Raw genomic sequence first — 14,063 nt, forward strand, 5'->3', positions numbered from 1 at the left:
GTAGCTTAGCCGACCATGGCAGTCGTTGCGATCCGCATCGTGGGAGATCCCGTCCTGCACACCCCGACGAAACCGGTGCCGGTCGCTGCCGACGGTTCGCTGCCCGCGGATCTGCCCGAGTTGATCGCCGACCTGTACGACACCATGGACGCCGCGCACGGGGTCGGCCTGGCGGCCAACCAGATCGGGGTCGGGTTGCGGGTCTTCGTCTACGACTGCGCCGACGACCGCGGGAGCACCGAGCGCCGGCGCGGCGTCGTCGTCAATCCGGTCCTGGAAACCTCCGAGATACCCGAGACCATGCCCGACCCGGATCACGACGACGAGGGTTGCCTGTCGGTTCCCGGCGAATCGTTCCCCACCGGCCGGGCCAACTGGGCGCGGGTCACCGGGCTCGACGCCGACGGCAAACCGGTCACCATCGAGGGCAACGACCTGTTCGCGCGGATGCTGCAACACGAGACCGGGCACCTGGACGGCTTCCTGTATCTGGATCGCCTCATCGGGCGGCATGCCCGCGGCGCGAAACGGGCCGTCAAAGCCAACAACTGGGGTGTTCCCGGCCTCTCCTGGATGCCCGGCGAGGGACCCGACCCCTTCGGTCACTCATGATCGTCTGGCCGGCCCTGGGAACGCGGGTCATGGTGCGCTACCGGCGACCGGACGGATCGGTACCGCCGCTGACCGACGCGGTGGGACACCTGCTGGCGGTCGAGCCGGTGGTGCGACTGGAGACGAAAACCGGTGCGGTCGTCGAATGTTCGCCCGCCGACGTCGTCGTGGTGCGGGTGCTGACCTTCGCACCGGTACGCACCTCGGATATCCGGGCGCTCGAGCATGCGGCGGCCACGGCCTGGCCCGGCGTCGAACACGCCTGGCTGGAGGGCTGGCTGCTGCGGGCCGGCCACGGGACCGGGCTTCCCCCCAATTCTGCTGTGCCACTGGATATCTCGGCTCGTCTTAGCACGATTCCCGCGATCGTGGACTGGTACGAGCACCGCGGCCTGACGCCGCGACTAGCCATACCCGACCGCTTGTTGTCGGTGCAGACCGGCTCGACGGGTGAACATGCCGAAAGCGTCCTGGTGCGTGACGTGTCCGATATGGCAGCGCGCGAACCCGACCCGTCCGTCACCCTGTCGGAGCGCCCGCACGACGCCTGGCTGCAGATATTCGGCCGCGATATCGACACCGACGTGCTCACCGCGGTCAGCGACGGCGAGCTCATGTTCGGCGCCCACCCGGGTGCCGCGGCCGCACGCGCCGCGGTGACCGCGGCGCCCGACGGCACCCGCTGGGTGGGGTTATCCGCGATCCGCGGCACCGACGATCAAGCCATCACCACCCTGTGCGAAGCCCTGCTGGCGTGGGGCGCCGGTCGCGGCGCGACGCGCGGCTACGTGGCTGTCCCCGACACCGCGGCCAACACCGGGTGGCTGGACTTCCGGCTGCATCACCACCGCCGCTACTTCCCGGTCCAACGAGGCACCTGAGATACCGTCTGATCTCATGCCCGATGGCACGGTTGAAGGCGACGGCCCGGTCGATGGCGACGGCCCGGTCGATGGCGGCGACCCGCTGCGCCCAGCTGCGCCGCCCTTGCGATCACCGCTGCGGCTTGCCACCTGGAACGTGAATTCGATCCGCTCCCGCCTGCCCCGCGTCGTCGACTGGCTGGCCCGCGCCGATGTCGACGTGCTGGCGATGCAGGAGACCAAGTGTTCCGATAGCCAGTTCCCGACGCTGCCGTTTTTCGAGCTCGGCTACGAGGTCGCCCATGCCGGTTTCAATCAGTGGAACGGGGTGGCGATCGCGTCGCGCGTCGGCCTCGACGATGTGCAGATCGGATTCGACGGCCAGCCGACCTGGAGTGGCAAGGCGGATGTCGCCGCCACCGCGGAAGCTCGCGCCCTGGCCGCCACCTGCGGCGGCGTGCGGTTGTGGAGCCTCTACGTTCCCAACGGCCGGTCCCTGGGCGATCCGCACTACACCTATAAACTCGATTGGCTTGCGGCCCTGCGTGATTCGGCGGCCGGCTGGTTACGCGACGATCCCGCGGCCGCGATCGCGCTGGCCGGCGACTGGAATATCGCTCCGCAAGACGACGACGTGTGGAGCATGGAGTTCTTCACCGGCGCCACGCATGTCTCCGCACCGGAGCGCCGCGCGTTCAACGCCATCGTCGAGACCCAATTCACCGACGTGGTACGCCCTTTCGCGCCGGGCCCCGGCGTCTACACCTACTGGGACTACACCCAGCTGCGGTTCCCGAAGAGACAGGGCATGCGCATCGATTTCATCCTGGGCTCACCGGCGTTGGCCGACCGCGTGACCGACGCGCAGATCGTCCGCGAGGAACGTAAGGGAAAGGGTGCCAGCGATCACGCGCCCGTTCTCATCGATTTACGCATCGACTGACCCTGCGACCCGGCGTAGGCTAACCTGCAGCGCAATTCCGGAGATCCCCTCAACTGTGCGATCAACGGTATACATGAACATAGTGAACGCGAATTGCAGTGAGTGCGAATAAGGGCCAGGGAGTCATCATGGGTGTCGTCGACGGAGCGGTTCGTAGTGTCGGCCGAACACTGAATCGTGCGGCATCGCTCACCACCTCCACCGCCGGCGCGGTCGGTGGCGCGGCGGTGAACGGTGTCGTCGGCGGCATCAAGGGTGCCGCGGAGGGCATTCAGCAGGGCATCAGCAAGGGCAGCAAATCGACGACGGCCGCCGCGGTGGGCTTGGGTGCGCTCGGTGTCGCCGGCCTGATCGAGTGGCCGGTGCTGCTGGCCGTCGGCGGCGGGGCATTGGTGTTACAGCGGCTCACGCAGCAACAGAAGCAGTCGCCCCCGCCGGCCAGGGCAAAGCTCACGACGGTGCCAACCAAGCCAGAACCTGCGCCACCGACGCGCAAATCGCCGCCGCAAAAGGCCGCCGCCAAACGGCCGGCCGCCAGTAAACCGGCCAAAAAGGCCACCGGCCGGCGCGCCGGCGGCGCGGCGCTGCGCAGCACCAACTGACACGGAACCCTTACTGAACTCTTGAGTATCACAACGTCTATGCGACGGTCGTTGCCGTCGCGGATGATTTTTGCGGGTCTAGAGGCGACAACCGAGCTGGCGCGGGCCGGCATCGAAACCGGTATCGAAATCGCGACGATCCCGTTGCGCCAGGGAGCCAAGGTGCTGTCTGGCGAACTTTCCCGCGCGACGCTGCGTCGGCATTGCTGGCGCGGCAACGGCCGCGCCTGGATCGAGGTGCGTGGCCTTACCGGCGCGCTCGACGGCCGCCTCGGTCCGGCCGTGCTCGAGGCGATCCTGGCCCATCCCGGTGTCACTTCAGCAAAGCTGAACTATCCCCTGTCGCGGGTGGTGGTGGACCTGGACGACGCGGGCACCTCGCTGAGCGACCTCTGCCTCGTCGTCGAGGAATCCGAAAACCGTTGTGCATCAACACAAGACACCGACCTTCCGGTGACAGCGTCGGCGAGCCTGCCGGGCGACGGCCTTCTGTTGGCGACCAGGGCCGTGACCGTGGCCGCCAATGCGGCCGGGTTGGGCATAGCGCTCTTCGGCCGCGCGACACGGTTGCCCCGGCTGCCGGTCACCATCGCCGCGAGCATCACGTTCTTCGACTATCAGCCCTGGCTGCGCCGCCGGCTCGAAGACCGGATCGGCGGCCCCGCCACCGACACCGTGATGACGCTGGTTCAGGCGACCAGCCAAACGCTGTCCCAGTCGCCGACGTCGTTGTCGTTGGGGCTGACGATGCAGTCGCTGAAAATCGCCGAGTGCCGCGCCGAGGCACGAGCGTGGGAACAGCATGAACCCGAGCTGGCGCGGCACGCCGACCAACGGCCCACCGCCCACCGGTCGCCGCCGCCGTCCAGCGGCATGGAGCGGGTCCCCGGCCGTTTCGCACTCCTTCAGGCGCTCAGCGCCGGCGCGATCGGCGCCCGCACCCGCAAACCGACCATGGCCGCCACCGCGGTGCAGGTGACCACCCCCAAGGCCAACCGGACCACCCCGGAGGCGTTCGCCGCGACGCTGGGCCGGGGTCTGGCCGAGCGGCACTCGGTGTTGCCGTTGCGGCCGGCCAGCCTGCGCCGGCTGAACACGGTCGACGCGATCGTCATCGACCCCCGCGTTTTGTGCACCGACACCTTGCGGGTGGCGCGCATCCGCGGCGCGGACGATCCCGAGCTGCCCGCGGCGTGGAGTCGCGCCCAGCTCATGTTGGAGAACAGCGGCCTGCGCCCCGGCTGGCGCACGGTGCCCGGGATATCGGCCAGCCGGCCGAACACAGCAGCCGAAGCGCTGTTCCTGCCCGCACACGATCCGCTGGCTTCGGCCGTTGTCGGCGAGGCGAATCGCGCCGGGGCGCAACTGGTCTCGGTCGACGACGAGTCACTCGACGAGTTGCGACCGGCGTTCGACGACGTCCGGCCGCGCAAGAGCGGGACAGATGAATCCATCGACGACGCACTCGCCGCCGCGGTGGCCGACCTGCAGGAGGCCGGCCGAACGGTAGCCGTGTTGTCATCGTCTGGCGCACAAGCTATTTCGTCGGCGAACCTGGCCCTGGGCGTGATGCCTGCGCGCGGCGGCGGTGCACCGCTGTGGAACGCCGATCTGCTGGTGCCGGACCTCGCGGCGGTCTGGCGGGTGCTGCACGCGCTGCCCGCGGCCAACGCCGCGACCCAGCGCGGCATCGAGATCTCGGCCGGCGCCACCGCGATGGGGTCGCTGTTCATGATCCCCGGCGTTCGGGGCAACCTCGGATCCGAAACGGTCAACGTCGGCGCGGCGGCCGGTCTGCTCTCGGGGTATCTGCTCGCGCGCGGGGTCCTGGGCGCGGACACCCCGCGCCCGGCCGCCACACACGAATGGCATGCGATGTCGGTCGAGCAGGTCCGTAAAGCGTTGCCCGCGCTAGATTCCGCGGCGCCCGCCCCGGCGGGGCGAGACACCCCTTCGGCCGTGCGGTTGGCACAGACACCCGCACAGGCGGTCTGGCAGCTCGTCAAGGCGGTGCGGGCCGAATTGTCCGACCCGCTGACCCCGGTGATGGCCCTCGGCTCGGCGGCCAGCGCGGCGCTCGGGTCGCCCGTCGATGCGATGCTGGTCGGCACGGTGCTGACCGGAAACTCGATCCTGGCCGCTGCGCAGCGGCTGCGCGCCGAGAAGCGGTTGAGTTATCTGCTGGGTCAACATGTTCCGCCCGCCCGAAAGGTCGTCACCGGCCCGGACGGCGCACGCACGTACACCCTCGTCGACGCCCAGCGACTGCGGCCGGGCGACGTCATCGAGGTGCGCACCCACGAGGTGGTGCCCGCCGACGCCCGTGTCATCGAAGAGGTCGACGTCGAGGTCGACGAGTCGGCGCTCACCGGCGAATCGCTGTCGGTGGAGAAGCAGGTCGAGTCGACGCCGGGGGCACCGCTCGCCGAGCGTCGCTGCATGGTGTTCGCCGGGACCACTGTGGTGGCCGGCACCGCGGTGGCGCTGGTGACCGCGGTCGGGCCCGACACCCAGCAGCGTCGCGCCGCCGACCTCATCTCGGGCGAGCTGTCCTCCGACATCGGTCTGCAGCACCAGCTCGGCCAGCTCACCACGAAGGCACTTCCGGTGAGCATCACCGGCGGTGCGCTGGTCGGGGCGCTCGGGCTGTTGCGCCGCCTCCCACTGCAGCACGCGGTGTCCAGCGCCATCGCCATCGCGGTCGCCGCCGTTCCCGAGGGAATGCCGCTGGTGGCAACGCTGGCGCAGGCGTCGTCGGCGCGACGGCTGACGAAATTCGGTGCGCTGGTTCGGGTTCCGCGCTCGGTGGAGGCGCTCGGCCGTATCGAGATGGTGTGCTTCGACAAGACCGGGACGCTGAGCGAGAACCGCCTGCGCGTCTCGCAGGTCCATCCCGCGTCCGGATACTCACGCGAGGAGGTGCTGCGCTGCGCCGTGCGCGCCGCGCCGGTGACGACCGGCACCCAGGTGCACGCCACCGATGTCGCCATCGTCGAGGCCGGTGCGGCCGCGGCATCCGTCGGCGGCTCGGACTCCACCCCACCCGCCGCTCACCTGCCGTTCCGCTCCGGCAGGTCGTACTCCGCCTCGGTGAATGGCGCCGAGCTGACCGTCAAAGGCGCACCCGAAGTGGTCTTGGCCGCATGCAACGACACCGGGCCGATCGACGGCACGGTCGCCGAACTCGCCGCCGGCGGGTTGCGCGTCATCGCGGTGGCGCGGCGCCGGCTGACCCCGCAACAGGCTCGGGCGATAGCGGAACACCCTGATGACATCGCCGAGTACTGCACCAGCGGGTTGACGTTGACCGGATTCCTCGGTTTGTCCGACACCCCGCGCGCCGAAGCCGCGGGCTTGCTCGCGGATCTGGGCGGCCTCGGGATCGGCGTGAAGCTGATCACCGGTGACCATCCCATCACCGCCAAAGCCATCGCCGCGGAGCTCGGCCTGAACGTGACCGCCGATCAGGTCATCAGCGGTGCCGAATGGGAGGCCCTGTCGCGCAAGGACCAGGAGCGCGTCGTGGCGGAGCGGGTGATCTTCGCCCGCATGACGCCGGAGAACAAGGTCCAGGTGGTCCAGACGCTCGAGAACGCGGGGGTGCGGACCGCGATGGTCGGCGACGGGGCCAACGACGCCGCCGCCATCCGGTCCGCCACGGTCGGTATCGGCGTGGTGGCGCATGGCAGCGATCCGGCCCATCTGGTGGCCGACGTGGTCCTGGTCGACGGTCGCATCGACGCGCTCATGGAGGCCATCCGGGAAGGACACCAGCTGTGGCGCCGTGTCCAGGCGGCGGTGTCGGTGCTGCTCGGCGGCAATGCCGGCGAGGTGATCTTCGCGATCATCGGCAGCGCCATCACCGGCACCTCGCCCCTGAACACGCGCCAGCTACTGCTGGTGAACACGATGACCGACGCGCTCCCGGCCGCGGCGCTCGCCGTGAGCAAGCCCAGCGGCCCGATCGACCCGCGGCTGCGCGGCGCGGATCAGGCCGCGTTGTGGCAGGCGGTCGCCATCCGCGGCGTCACCACGGCGGCGGCGACGACGGCGGCGTGGGCGCTGGCGAGTCTCACCGGTCCGCTGAGTCCGCGACGCGCCTCGACCGTCGCTCTCGTCGCGCTGGTGGGAACCGAACTGGGCCAGACGCTGGTGGAGTCTCAGGCCCCGCTGGTGCTGCTCACCGCCCTGGGTTCACTCGGCCTGGTGGGCGTCCTGATCAGCACACCGGGCGTCAGCCAACTGCTTGGCTGTACGCCGCTCGGTCCGTTCGGCTGGACTCAGGGTCTGGGTGCCGCGGCGGCGGCGACGGTCGCGACCGGTGTTCTGTCACGTGCGCTGACGGGTCCGGACAAATCAGACCCCGAGCCGCCGTCGGAGCACGATGAGCCTCCCGCTCGGAGTTCCGAATCTCGACAACCCCGACGCGCCACAACAACGCATAGAGTTCCAGTAACGGCACCCTGAGCACCAAAGCAATCGACGAAACTAGCGGATCGCCCCCGGTGCCGGTCATCGTCGACATAGGTCCGACGTTGTACGCATGACCCAGCGAGGCGGGAAACCCTTCGTTACCGAAAGGCAAATGATGGCGGAAAAGAAGTCGCGGCGCGGCACTTCCCAGCGCGATGCGGTGGACAAGATCCGCGAGGGCGAAACCTTCGTGGTGAATCTGCCGGCGATCGGTCAGGTGGAGATTCCCCGGCCAGAGCAGCTCGCCTACTTCGGCGGGCTGGCGGCCCTGGCCGCGCTCGAACTCATCGACTGGCCGGTGGCCGTGGTCATCGCCGCCGGACACCTGCTGGCAAGCAGTCACCACAACAAGCTGCTCGAGGAACTCGGCGAGGCGATGGAGGAGGCGTAGGGGGCTGGACTTGGACCCCGACTCCGCCGCCGCGGCAGTGCCCGGCGATTCGGCGGCGCCGGCCGGCATCACCGGTGCCGATGTTGCCGGCACCCCCATCGCGCGCCGATGACGCGGCAACCGGATCGCAGGTTACCCGGCGGGCTCGGGCGAAATCCTCTCGTGCACGGTCAGCAGCACATGGTCGAACTGGCTCTGCACAGCGACCGTCGGTGACGGCAGCGTGGCCACCTCGGTGAGCAGCTGCTTGGCCAGCGCACGCAGTTTCACATTGGTCTCTTGCGAGCGCCACCGCAGCACGCGGAAGGCCTGCTCGGCGCTGACCCGGTAGATGGACATCAGCACGCCCTTGGCCTGTTCGATGTCCGCGCGGCTCTCGAACAGGTCCGGTAGCGCCTCGTCGAGCACCTCCTGCCGGGTTTCATCGAGCGTGTTGGTGAGGTCGATGTAATAGCCCTCGGTGCCCAGCACGGCGCCCGACTCGTCCAGCATGCGGTCGGCGACGACGATCGCGTCGTGCACGGCGCCCGCGGTGTCGATGAATCGGTGCCGGCTCGAGAACGACCCTTCCGACTGCAGGGCGTGGTCGAGCAATTCCTGGACATGCGCGCGGTCGTCGGGATGCTTGTGCGACAACAACAGTTGAGTCGTGGGCTCCACGTCGCCCGGTTCGTAGCCGTGCATCCTGGCCACCTCGTCGGACCATTCCCAGCGTTCACCCACGAACCAGAAGCGGAAGGTGCCGATGTTCAGGTATTCGGCCGGCGTCTCGATCGGCCCCGGGGAACACATGCCGTCCCCATCGGTCGATGACCCCGCTACTCGCCCGCGCTGTTGCACGTTTGCATTTTTCCACTCGGGGAACGTCCTCGGCTACTGCCCCGGAAGAAAGGGCCGTCGCGATATGGCCCAGGGTGGGGGTAACGTCGCGTGCGGACCCATCCATCAAACGCGGGAGCGCATGCCAAGTGCGCTGAGAGGACGGCTCGGGGCCGTCGACCGTACGAACCTGACCGGGTAATGCCGGCGTAGGGAGATGAATAAATGACCGAAACCTTGTCGGGAACCGCTGCACCGTCCGTGACCACCGGGCCGATTGCGGGCAGCCACAAGATCTATCGCGATGTCGCCGGCGGGCGGGTTCCGTTCCGCCGGGTGGACCTGTCCAACGGCGATCACTTCGATCTCTACGACACCTCGGGGCCCTACACCGATCCCGACACTACGATCGACCTGACGGCCGGGCTGGCGGCGCGGCCGGGCGTGGTTCGCGACCGCGGCACTCAGCTGCAACGCGCCCGCGCCGGTGAGATCACCGCGGAGATGGCGTTCATCGCCGCCCGCGAGGGCATGCCCGCCGAGCTGGTGCGCGACGAGGTCGCCCGCGGCCGCGCGGTGATCCCGGCCAACCACAACCACCCCGAGATCGAGCCGATGATCATCGGCAAGGCGTTTGCGACCAAGGTCAACGCGAACATCGGCAACTCGGCGGTGACGTCGTCGATCGCCGAGGAGGTCGACAAGATGGTGTGGGCCACCCGGTGGGGCGCCGACACCATCATGGACCTGTCCACCGGCAAGAACATTCACGAAACCCGCGAGTGGATCATGCGCAACTCGCCGGTGCCGGTCGGCACCGTGCCGATCTACCAGGCGATGGAAAAGGTCAACGGCGATCCGAGCGAACTGACCTGGGAGATCTACCGCGACACCGTGATCGAGCAGTGCGAGCAGGGCGTGGACTACATGACCGTGCACGCCGGCGTGCTGTTGCGCTACGTGCCGCTGACCGCCAAGCGGGTCACCGGCATCGTGTCGCGCGGCGGCTCGATCATGGCGGCCTGGTGCCTGGCACATCACCGGGAGTCGTTCCTCTACACCAACTTTGACGAACTCTGCGAGATCTTCGCCCGCTACGACGTCACCTTCTCCCTCGGTGACGGGCTGCGTCCGGGCTCGATCGCCGACGCCAACGACGCGGCGCAGTTCGCCGAGCTGCGCACCCTCGGGGAGCTGACCAAGATCGCGAAATCCCATGGCGTGCAGGTGATGATCGAGGGCCCGGGCCACGTCCCGATGCACAAGATCGTCGAGAACGTGCGGCTGGAAGAGGAGTGGTGCGAGGAGGCCCCGTTCTACACGTTGGGCCCGCTGGCCACTGACATCGCGCCGGCCTACGACCACATCACCTCGGCGATCGGCGCGGCCATCATCGCCCAGGCCGGCACCGCGATGCTCTGCTACGTCACCCCCAAGGAGCACCTGGGGCTGCCGGACCGCAAGGACGTCAAGGAAGGTGTGATCGCCTACAAGATCGCCGCGCACGCGGGCGATCTGGCCAAGGGACATCCACACGCCCAGGAACGCGACGACGCGCTGTCGACGGCGCGCTTCGAGTTCCGCTGGCACGACCAGTTCGCGCTGTCGCTGGATCCCGACACCGCGCGGGAGTACCACGACGAGACGCTGCCGGCCGAGCCCGCCAAAACCGCCCACTTCTGCTCGATGTGCGGGCCGAAGTTCTGCTCAATGCGCATCACCCAGGATGTCCGCGACTACGCCGCCAAACACGGCCTGGACAGCGAGGAAGCGATCGAGGCGGCCCTGGCCGAGGGCATGGCGGAGAAGTCTCGCGAGTTCGCCGAACACGGCAAACAGGTGTATCTGCCACTGGCACAGTGACGTCGCTGCCTGTTCCACCGCCGGGCACGACGCCGCGCCGCGTGCTGTCCATCGCCGGATCGGACTCCGGGGGCGGCGCGGGCATCGAAGCCGATATGCGCACCATGGCGCTGCTGGGTGTGCACGCGTGCGTCGCGGTGGCCGCGGTGACTGTGCAGAACACCTTGGGAGTCAAGAGCTTTCATGAGGTTCCCGACGATGTCGTCGCCGGCCAGATCGAGGCGGTGGTCAGCGACATCGGGATTCAGGCCGCCAAGACCGGGATGCTGGCGTCGCCGCGCATCATCGACACCGTGGCGACCACCTGGCGCCGGCTCGGGTTGACGGTTCCGCTCGTCGTCGACCCGGTGGCGGCATCCATGCACGGCGATGCGCTCATGGCGCCGGCGGCCCTGGATTCGCTTCGGAATCAATTGTTTCCGTTGGCCACGCTGGTGACGCCGAACCTCGACGAGGTGCGGCTGTTGGTGGACATCGACGTCATCGACCCAGCGTCGCAGCGGGCGGCGGCCAAGGCCCTGCATGCGCTCGGCCCGCAATGGGTGCTGGTCAAGGGCGGCCACCTGCGCTCGTCGGATCGCAGCTGCGATCTGCTCTACGGCCCCCTTCATGGCGCCGATTTCCACGAGTTCGATGCGGAGCGAATCGCGACCGGTAACGACCACGGCGGCGGGGACACGCTGGCCAGCGCGGTGGCTTGCGCGCTCGCGCACGGCTTCACCGTGCCGGACGCGGTCGGTTTCGGGAAGCGGTGGGTCACCGAATGTCTGCGCGCCTCCTATCCGCTGGGCCATGGCCATGGCCCCGTCTCCCCGCTGTTTCGGCTGTCATGATCGCCCGCCTCCTCGAGCAGATCGCGGGCATCGCGCACGAGCCCGACGGCGCACCAGAAGGGCTGGTGGTCCTGACCCATGGCGCCGGTGGCAACCGGGATTCCCCGCTGCTGCAACAGGTCTGCGACGAATGGGCCCAGCGCGGCTGGCTGGCGGTGCGCTACAACCTGCCCTATCGCCGGCGCCGGCCCACCGGTCCACCGTCCGGGTCGGCCGCCACCGATCGTGCCGGCATCGTCGAGGCGATCACATTGTGCCGCGGCCTCGCCGAGGGCCCGCTGATCGCGGGAGGGCATTCGTATGGCGGCCGGCAGACATCGATGGTGGTCGCCGCCGGCGAGGCCCTTCCCGTCAAGGTGGACGTGCTGACGCTGTTCTCCTACCCGCTGCACCCGCCGGGCAAGCCGGAGCGCCTGCGCACCGAGCATCTGCCCGACATCACGGTGCCGACGGTGTTCACGCACGGAACGTCGGATCCCTTCGGCACCCCCGACGAGCTGCGCACCGCGGCCGCGCTGATCAGCGGAACGACGGCCGTCGTCGAGATCGCCAGCGCCCGACACGATCTGCGATCCAAGGCCTTGAACGTACCGGCGTTGGCCGTCGATGCCGCGCTGCGGCTGCTCGGGCGGAATTAGGTTGATCCGGATGGCTTTTCGTCATTCCGGGTAGCGCGAGTAACACGCGTCCGCGGGGCTGGCGACCAGGTGGTTGGTGAGCAGCCCCGCGACCGCTTCGTCGAGATCCCCGGCGGTCAGCTGCAATTGGTTATGCGTTGAGCATCGACAGCGCCCGCCCGTCGACGAACGTCGTGCAGCCGGCGGCCACGAACACCGCCGCCGCCCAGACGAGTGCCGGCCTGAGCGCGTGGCTATTCATGGCCAACCTCATCCCGACCGGCGACACGACAGCACCAGCGGATTCGTTTTAGAGGCGTCGGCTCTCCGCGACAGGAGAAATCGAGAGACCCAGCGAACAACAGCCGGGGTGCGGAGCGGCTAGAAAGGCGGTGGCTCCCCATCTCCGACGGCATGGGTCTCTTCGGAATACCAAGTATACGAAGGCCTTTCGGCACTGCGCGCCATTCGGTTGTGGCGGCGTTCTCCTGCGATGCGGGTGGCGCGGTCTTGGTCGCGGGTGCGGCGGCGTTTGGGCATCATCGCGGTGCGTTCGGCACAGTAGTTGGGCGGCGGGTCGGCTTCGGTGGCCGGGATCGCGCCGGTGGCCCGGCACAAGCTGGGGAACAGCAGCGCGCTGCCCGGGGTGGTCACATAGGTTTGCCCGGCCGGGGAGGTCCAGATCAGCGTGCCATCGGGCAGTTGCTGTTCACGCCAGCCCCAGAACGTCTTCACCAAATGATGTGTGCGGCACAAGCATTTGAGATTCGAGGCATGCGTGGGCCCGCCGGCGGCAAACGGGATGGTGTGGTCGACATCGCAGCCGACGGCCGGGCGGTCACAGCCGGGCCAGCGACAGGTCAGATCCCGACAGCGCACGAAAGCGGCCAACGCCCTCGAGGGCACATACCCGCGCTCCGATGGCCCATCGCCGGGATGGATCAGCGGCACCAACCGGGACGAGGCTGCCAGCTCGGCGACGAGTTCGGGCGGGATCAACCCCTCGGCACCGATCTCGCAACCCTGGGTCGCGCCGCGGCCATCCAGTACGGCTTGCTCGGCGATCACATGAATCACCACCGGGCCCGCGGCCCGACCCCCCGCCGCGCAATCGGTACGTCCGCAGCGACATCCCAACCGGTCGGCGTCGGTGGCCAACGCCCCCAACGCATCAGCGCGGCGCTGCTCACGGGTACGCGGATCATGCGCGCACACCGTGGCCGCCAGCGCATCCAGCCGCCGATCCAGGGCGTGGGCGTCCGGGCTGGCCACGGTGCCCTCCACATGCGCCAACCCATCGCCCATGTCGGCGAACCACACCTGCCGGCCGGCCGCGCGTTCTTGGCGCCGGCGCACCGCGTCGGCATCCGCTTTGGCGACTACCTTGTCGACCTGGGCGCCAAGCCGGCCCTGACTCAACGACGGCCACCGGCTCACATTGGCCGCCAACACCGCATCCACCGCCGCCATCACCTCAGGGTCAACGATCAAATCCGTGCGGAACACGATCGTCTGAAACATCCGATAATCGATATCGCCGGCGGCAAACACCGCCCCCACCTTCGGCAGCCGTTCACGCATCGCCCGCGCGTAGCGCACCCGACTCGCGGCCAACCCTTGGCCGATGCGCAACTGCGCACCCACCTCCGCGGCCACCGCCGCCTCGGTATCCACGGCCCAGTCCTCGGTTTCCGAACAGCGTGCCAGCCGGTGGGAAAACAACTCCCCCACCGCCACCAACTGCGCCGCCGCCGCCCGATTCTCCACCCGCGCCAGCAGCCCGATCCGCTCCAGCAACTCCACCGACACCGGTGTCGACGACGGATGACAGCGCTCGATGAGCTCATCAAATTCGGCGATCACCGCACTCCGCAGCACCTCATCGAACATATGTTCGATTATGCCACAAGGGACCGACAATCCGCCACTGTCATCTACCAAGACATCGGTGACAGTTCTGTGTCAGGACATCGGTGATAGTTTGGGCGGTTTTGGTGGTGACACTTCTGCCCCAGGGTTCGGGTGGTGGCTGTTAATGAACCCATCG

General features: G+C 68.6%; 11 protein-coding genes, 2 pseudogenes and 1 riboswitch. Of the genes and pseudogenes, 9 read left to right on the forward strand and 4 right to left on the reverse strand.

Translation table 11 applies throughout. The annotated features are described in order from the left end of the window. Positions 1-15 precede the first annotated feature (15 nt). From EPN51_RS01885 to EPN51_RS01905, 5 genes are all read left to right on the forward strand, one after another. The gene (locus EPN51_RS01885; protein WP_293035399.1) at positions 16-612 is read left to right on the forward strand and encodes a peptide deformylase; all 597 of its coding nucleotides are present in this window, start codon (positions 16-18) and stop codon (positions 610-612) included. Next, a complete protein-coding gene (locus tag EPN51_RS01890; RefSeq protein WP_293035401.1) occupies positions 609-1,493 on the forward strand; it encodes a GNAT family N-acetyltransferase in 885 nt (294 codons plus the stop codon). The genes EPN51_RS01885 and EPN51_RS01890 overlap by 4 nt, the downstream gene beginning before the upstream one ends. Before the next feature lie 118 nt (positions 1,494-1,611). Next, entirely contained in the window at positions 1,612-2,418 is an 807-nt protein-coding gene (locus EPN51_RS01895; RefSeq protein WP_293035447.1) for an exodeoxyribonuclease III, read from the forward strand. 128 nt (positions 2,419-2,546) lie between these two features. Beyond that, positions 2,547-3,020, forward strand: coding sequence for a hypothetical protein (locus EPN51_RS01900; RefSeq protein WP_293035403.1), 474 nt, complete (start codon positions 2,547-2,549; stop codon positions 3,018-3,020). A 21-nt stretch (positions 3,021-3,041) separates the two neighbouring features. Beyond that, positions 3,042-7,487, forward strand: a complete 4,446-nt coding sequence (locus EPN51_RS01905; protein ID WP_366509363.1) for a cation-translocating P-type ATPase — start codon at positions 3,042-3,044, stop codon at positions 7,485-7,487. On the opposite strand, the pseudogene EPN51_RS28940 reads toward EPN51_RS01905, so the two are convergent. Beyond that, a pseudogene (locus EPN51_RS28940) lies at positions 7,468-7,545 on the reverse strand (hypothetical protein); the annotation flags it as partial. The gene EPN51_RS01905 and the pseudogene EPN51_RS28940 sit on opposite strands and share 20 nt — an antisense overlap. A 63-nt stretch (positions 7,546-7,608) precedes the next feature. Between EPN51_RS28940 and EPN51_RS01910 the strand changes: the two are divergent. Then, a complete protein-coding gene (locus EPN51_RS01910) occupies positions 7,609-7,884 on the forward strand; it encodes a hypothetical protein (protein WP_293035407.1) in 276 nt (91 codons plus the stop codon). A gap of 132 nt (positions 7,885-8,016) precedes the next feature. Here EPN51_RS01910 and EPN51_RS01915 read toward each other — a convergent pair whose 3' ends face one another. After that, positions 8,017-8,676, reverse strand: a complete 660-nt coding sequence (locus EPN51_RS01915; RefSeq protein ID WP_293035409.1) for a PAS and ANTAR domain-containing protein — start codon at positions 8,674-8,676, stop codon at positions 8,017-8,019. 149 nt (positions 8,677-8,825) lie between these two features. Beyond that, positions 8,826-8,936: riboswitch (TPP riboswitch) on the forward strand. 4 nt (positions 8,937-8,940) lie between these two features. Here EPN51_RS01915 and thiC point away from each other — a divergent pair. Genes thiC through EPN51_RS01930 form a run of 3 tightly spaced genes read left to right on the forward strand, consistent with a single transcriptional unit; the run spans position 8,941 to position 12,037 of the window. Further along, positions 8,941-10,566 carry a phosphomethylpyrimidine synthase ThiC gene (gene thiC / locus EPN51_RS01920; RefSeq protein WP_293035449.1) on the forward strand — a complete coding sequence of 542 codons (1,626 nt, stop codon included), beginning with the start codon at positions 8,941-8,943 and terminating at the stop codon, positions 10,564-10,566. Beyond that, positions 10,563-11,399 (forward strand): bifunctional hydroxymethylpyrimidine kinase/phosphomethylpyrimidine kinase, encoded by an 837-nt coding sequence (gene thiD / locus EPN51_RS01925; protein WP_293035411.1) that lies wholly within the window; start codon positions 10,563-10,565, stop codon positions 11,397-11,399. Before thiC ends, thiD begins: the two co-directional genes overlap by 4 nt. Continuing rightward, positions 11,396-12,037 (forward strand): alpha/beta family hydrolase, encoded by a 642-nt coding sequence (locus EPN51_RS01930; protein WP_293035413.1) that lies wholly within the window; start codon positions 11,396-11,398, stop codon positions 12,035-12,037. The genes thiD and EPN51_RS01930 overlap by 4 nt, the downstream gene beginning before the upstream one ends. 51 nt (positions 12,038-12,088) lie before the next feature. Here the strand turns inward: EPN51_RS01930 and EPN51_RS01935 are convergent. Continuing rightward, positions 12,089-12,166 (reverse strand): annotated as a pseudogene (locus tag EPN51_RS01935) (hypothetical protein); the annotation flags it as partial. Positions 12,167-12,397: 231 nt separating this feature from the next. Beyond that, positions 12,398-13,906 (reverse strand): HNH endonuclease signature motif containing protein, encoded by a 1,509-nt coding sequence (locus EPN51_RS01940; RefSeq protein WP_293035415.1) that lies wholly within the window; start codon positions 13,904-13,906, stop codon positions 12,398-12,400. Positions 13,907-14,063 lie beyond the last annotated feature (157 nt).

Source organism: Mycobacterium sp., assembly GCF_004298145.1.
In the GTDB taxonomy this organism is placed as follows: domain Bacteria; phylum Actinomycetota; class Actinomycetes; order Mycobacteriales; family Mycobacteriaceae; genus Mycobacterium.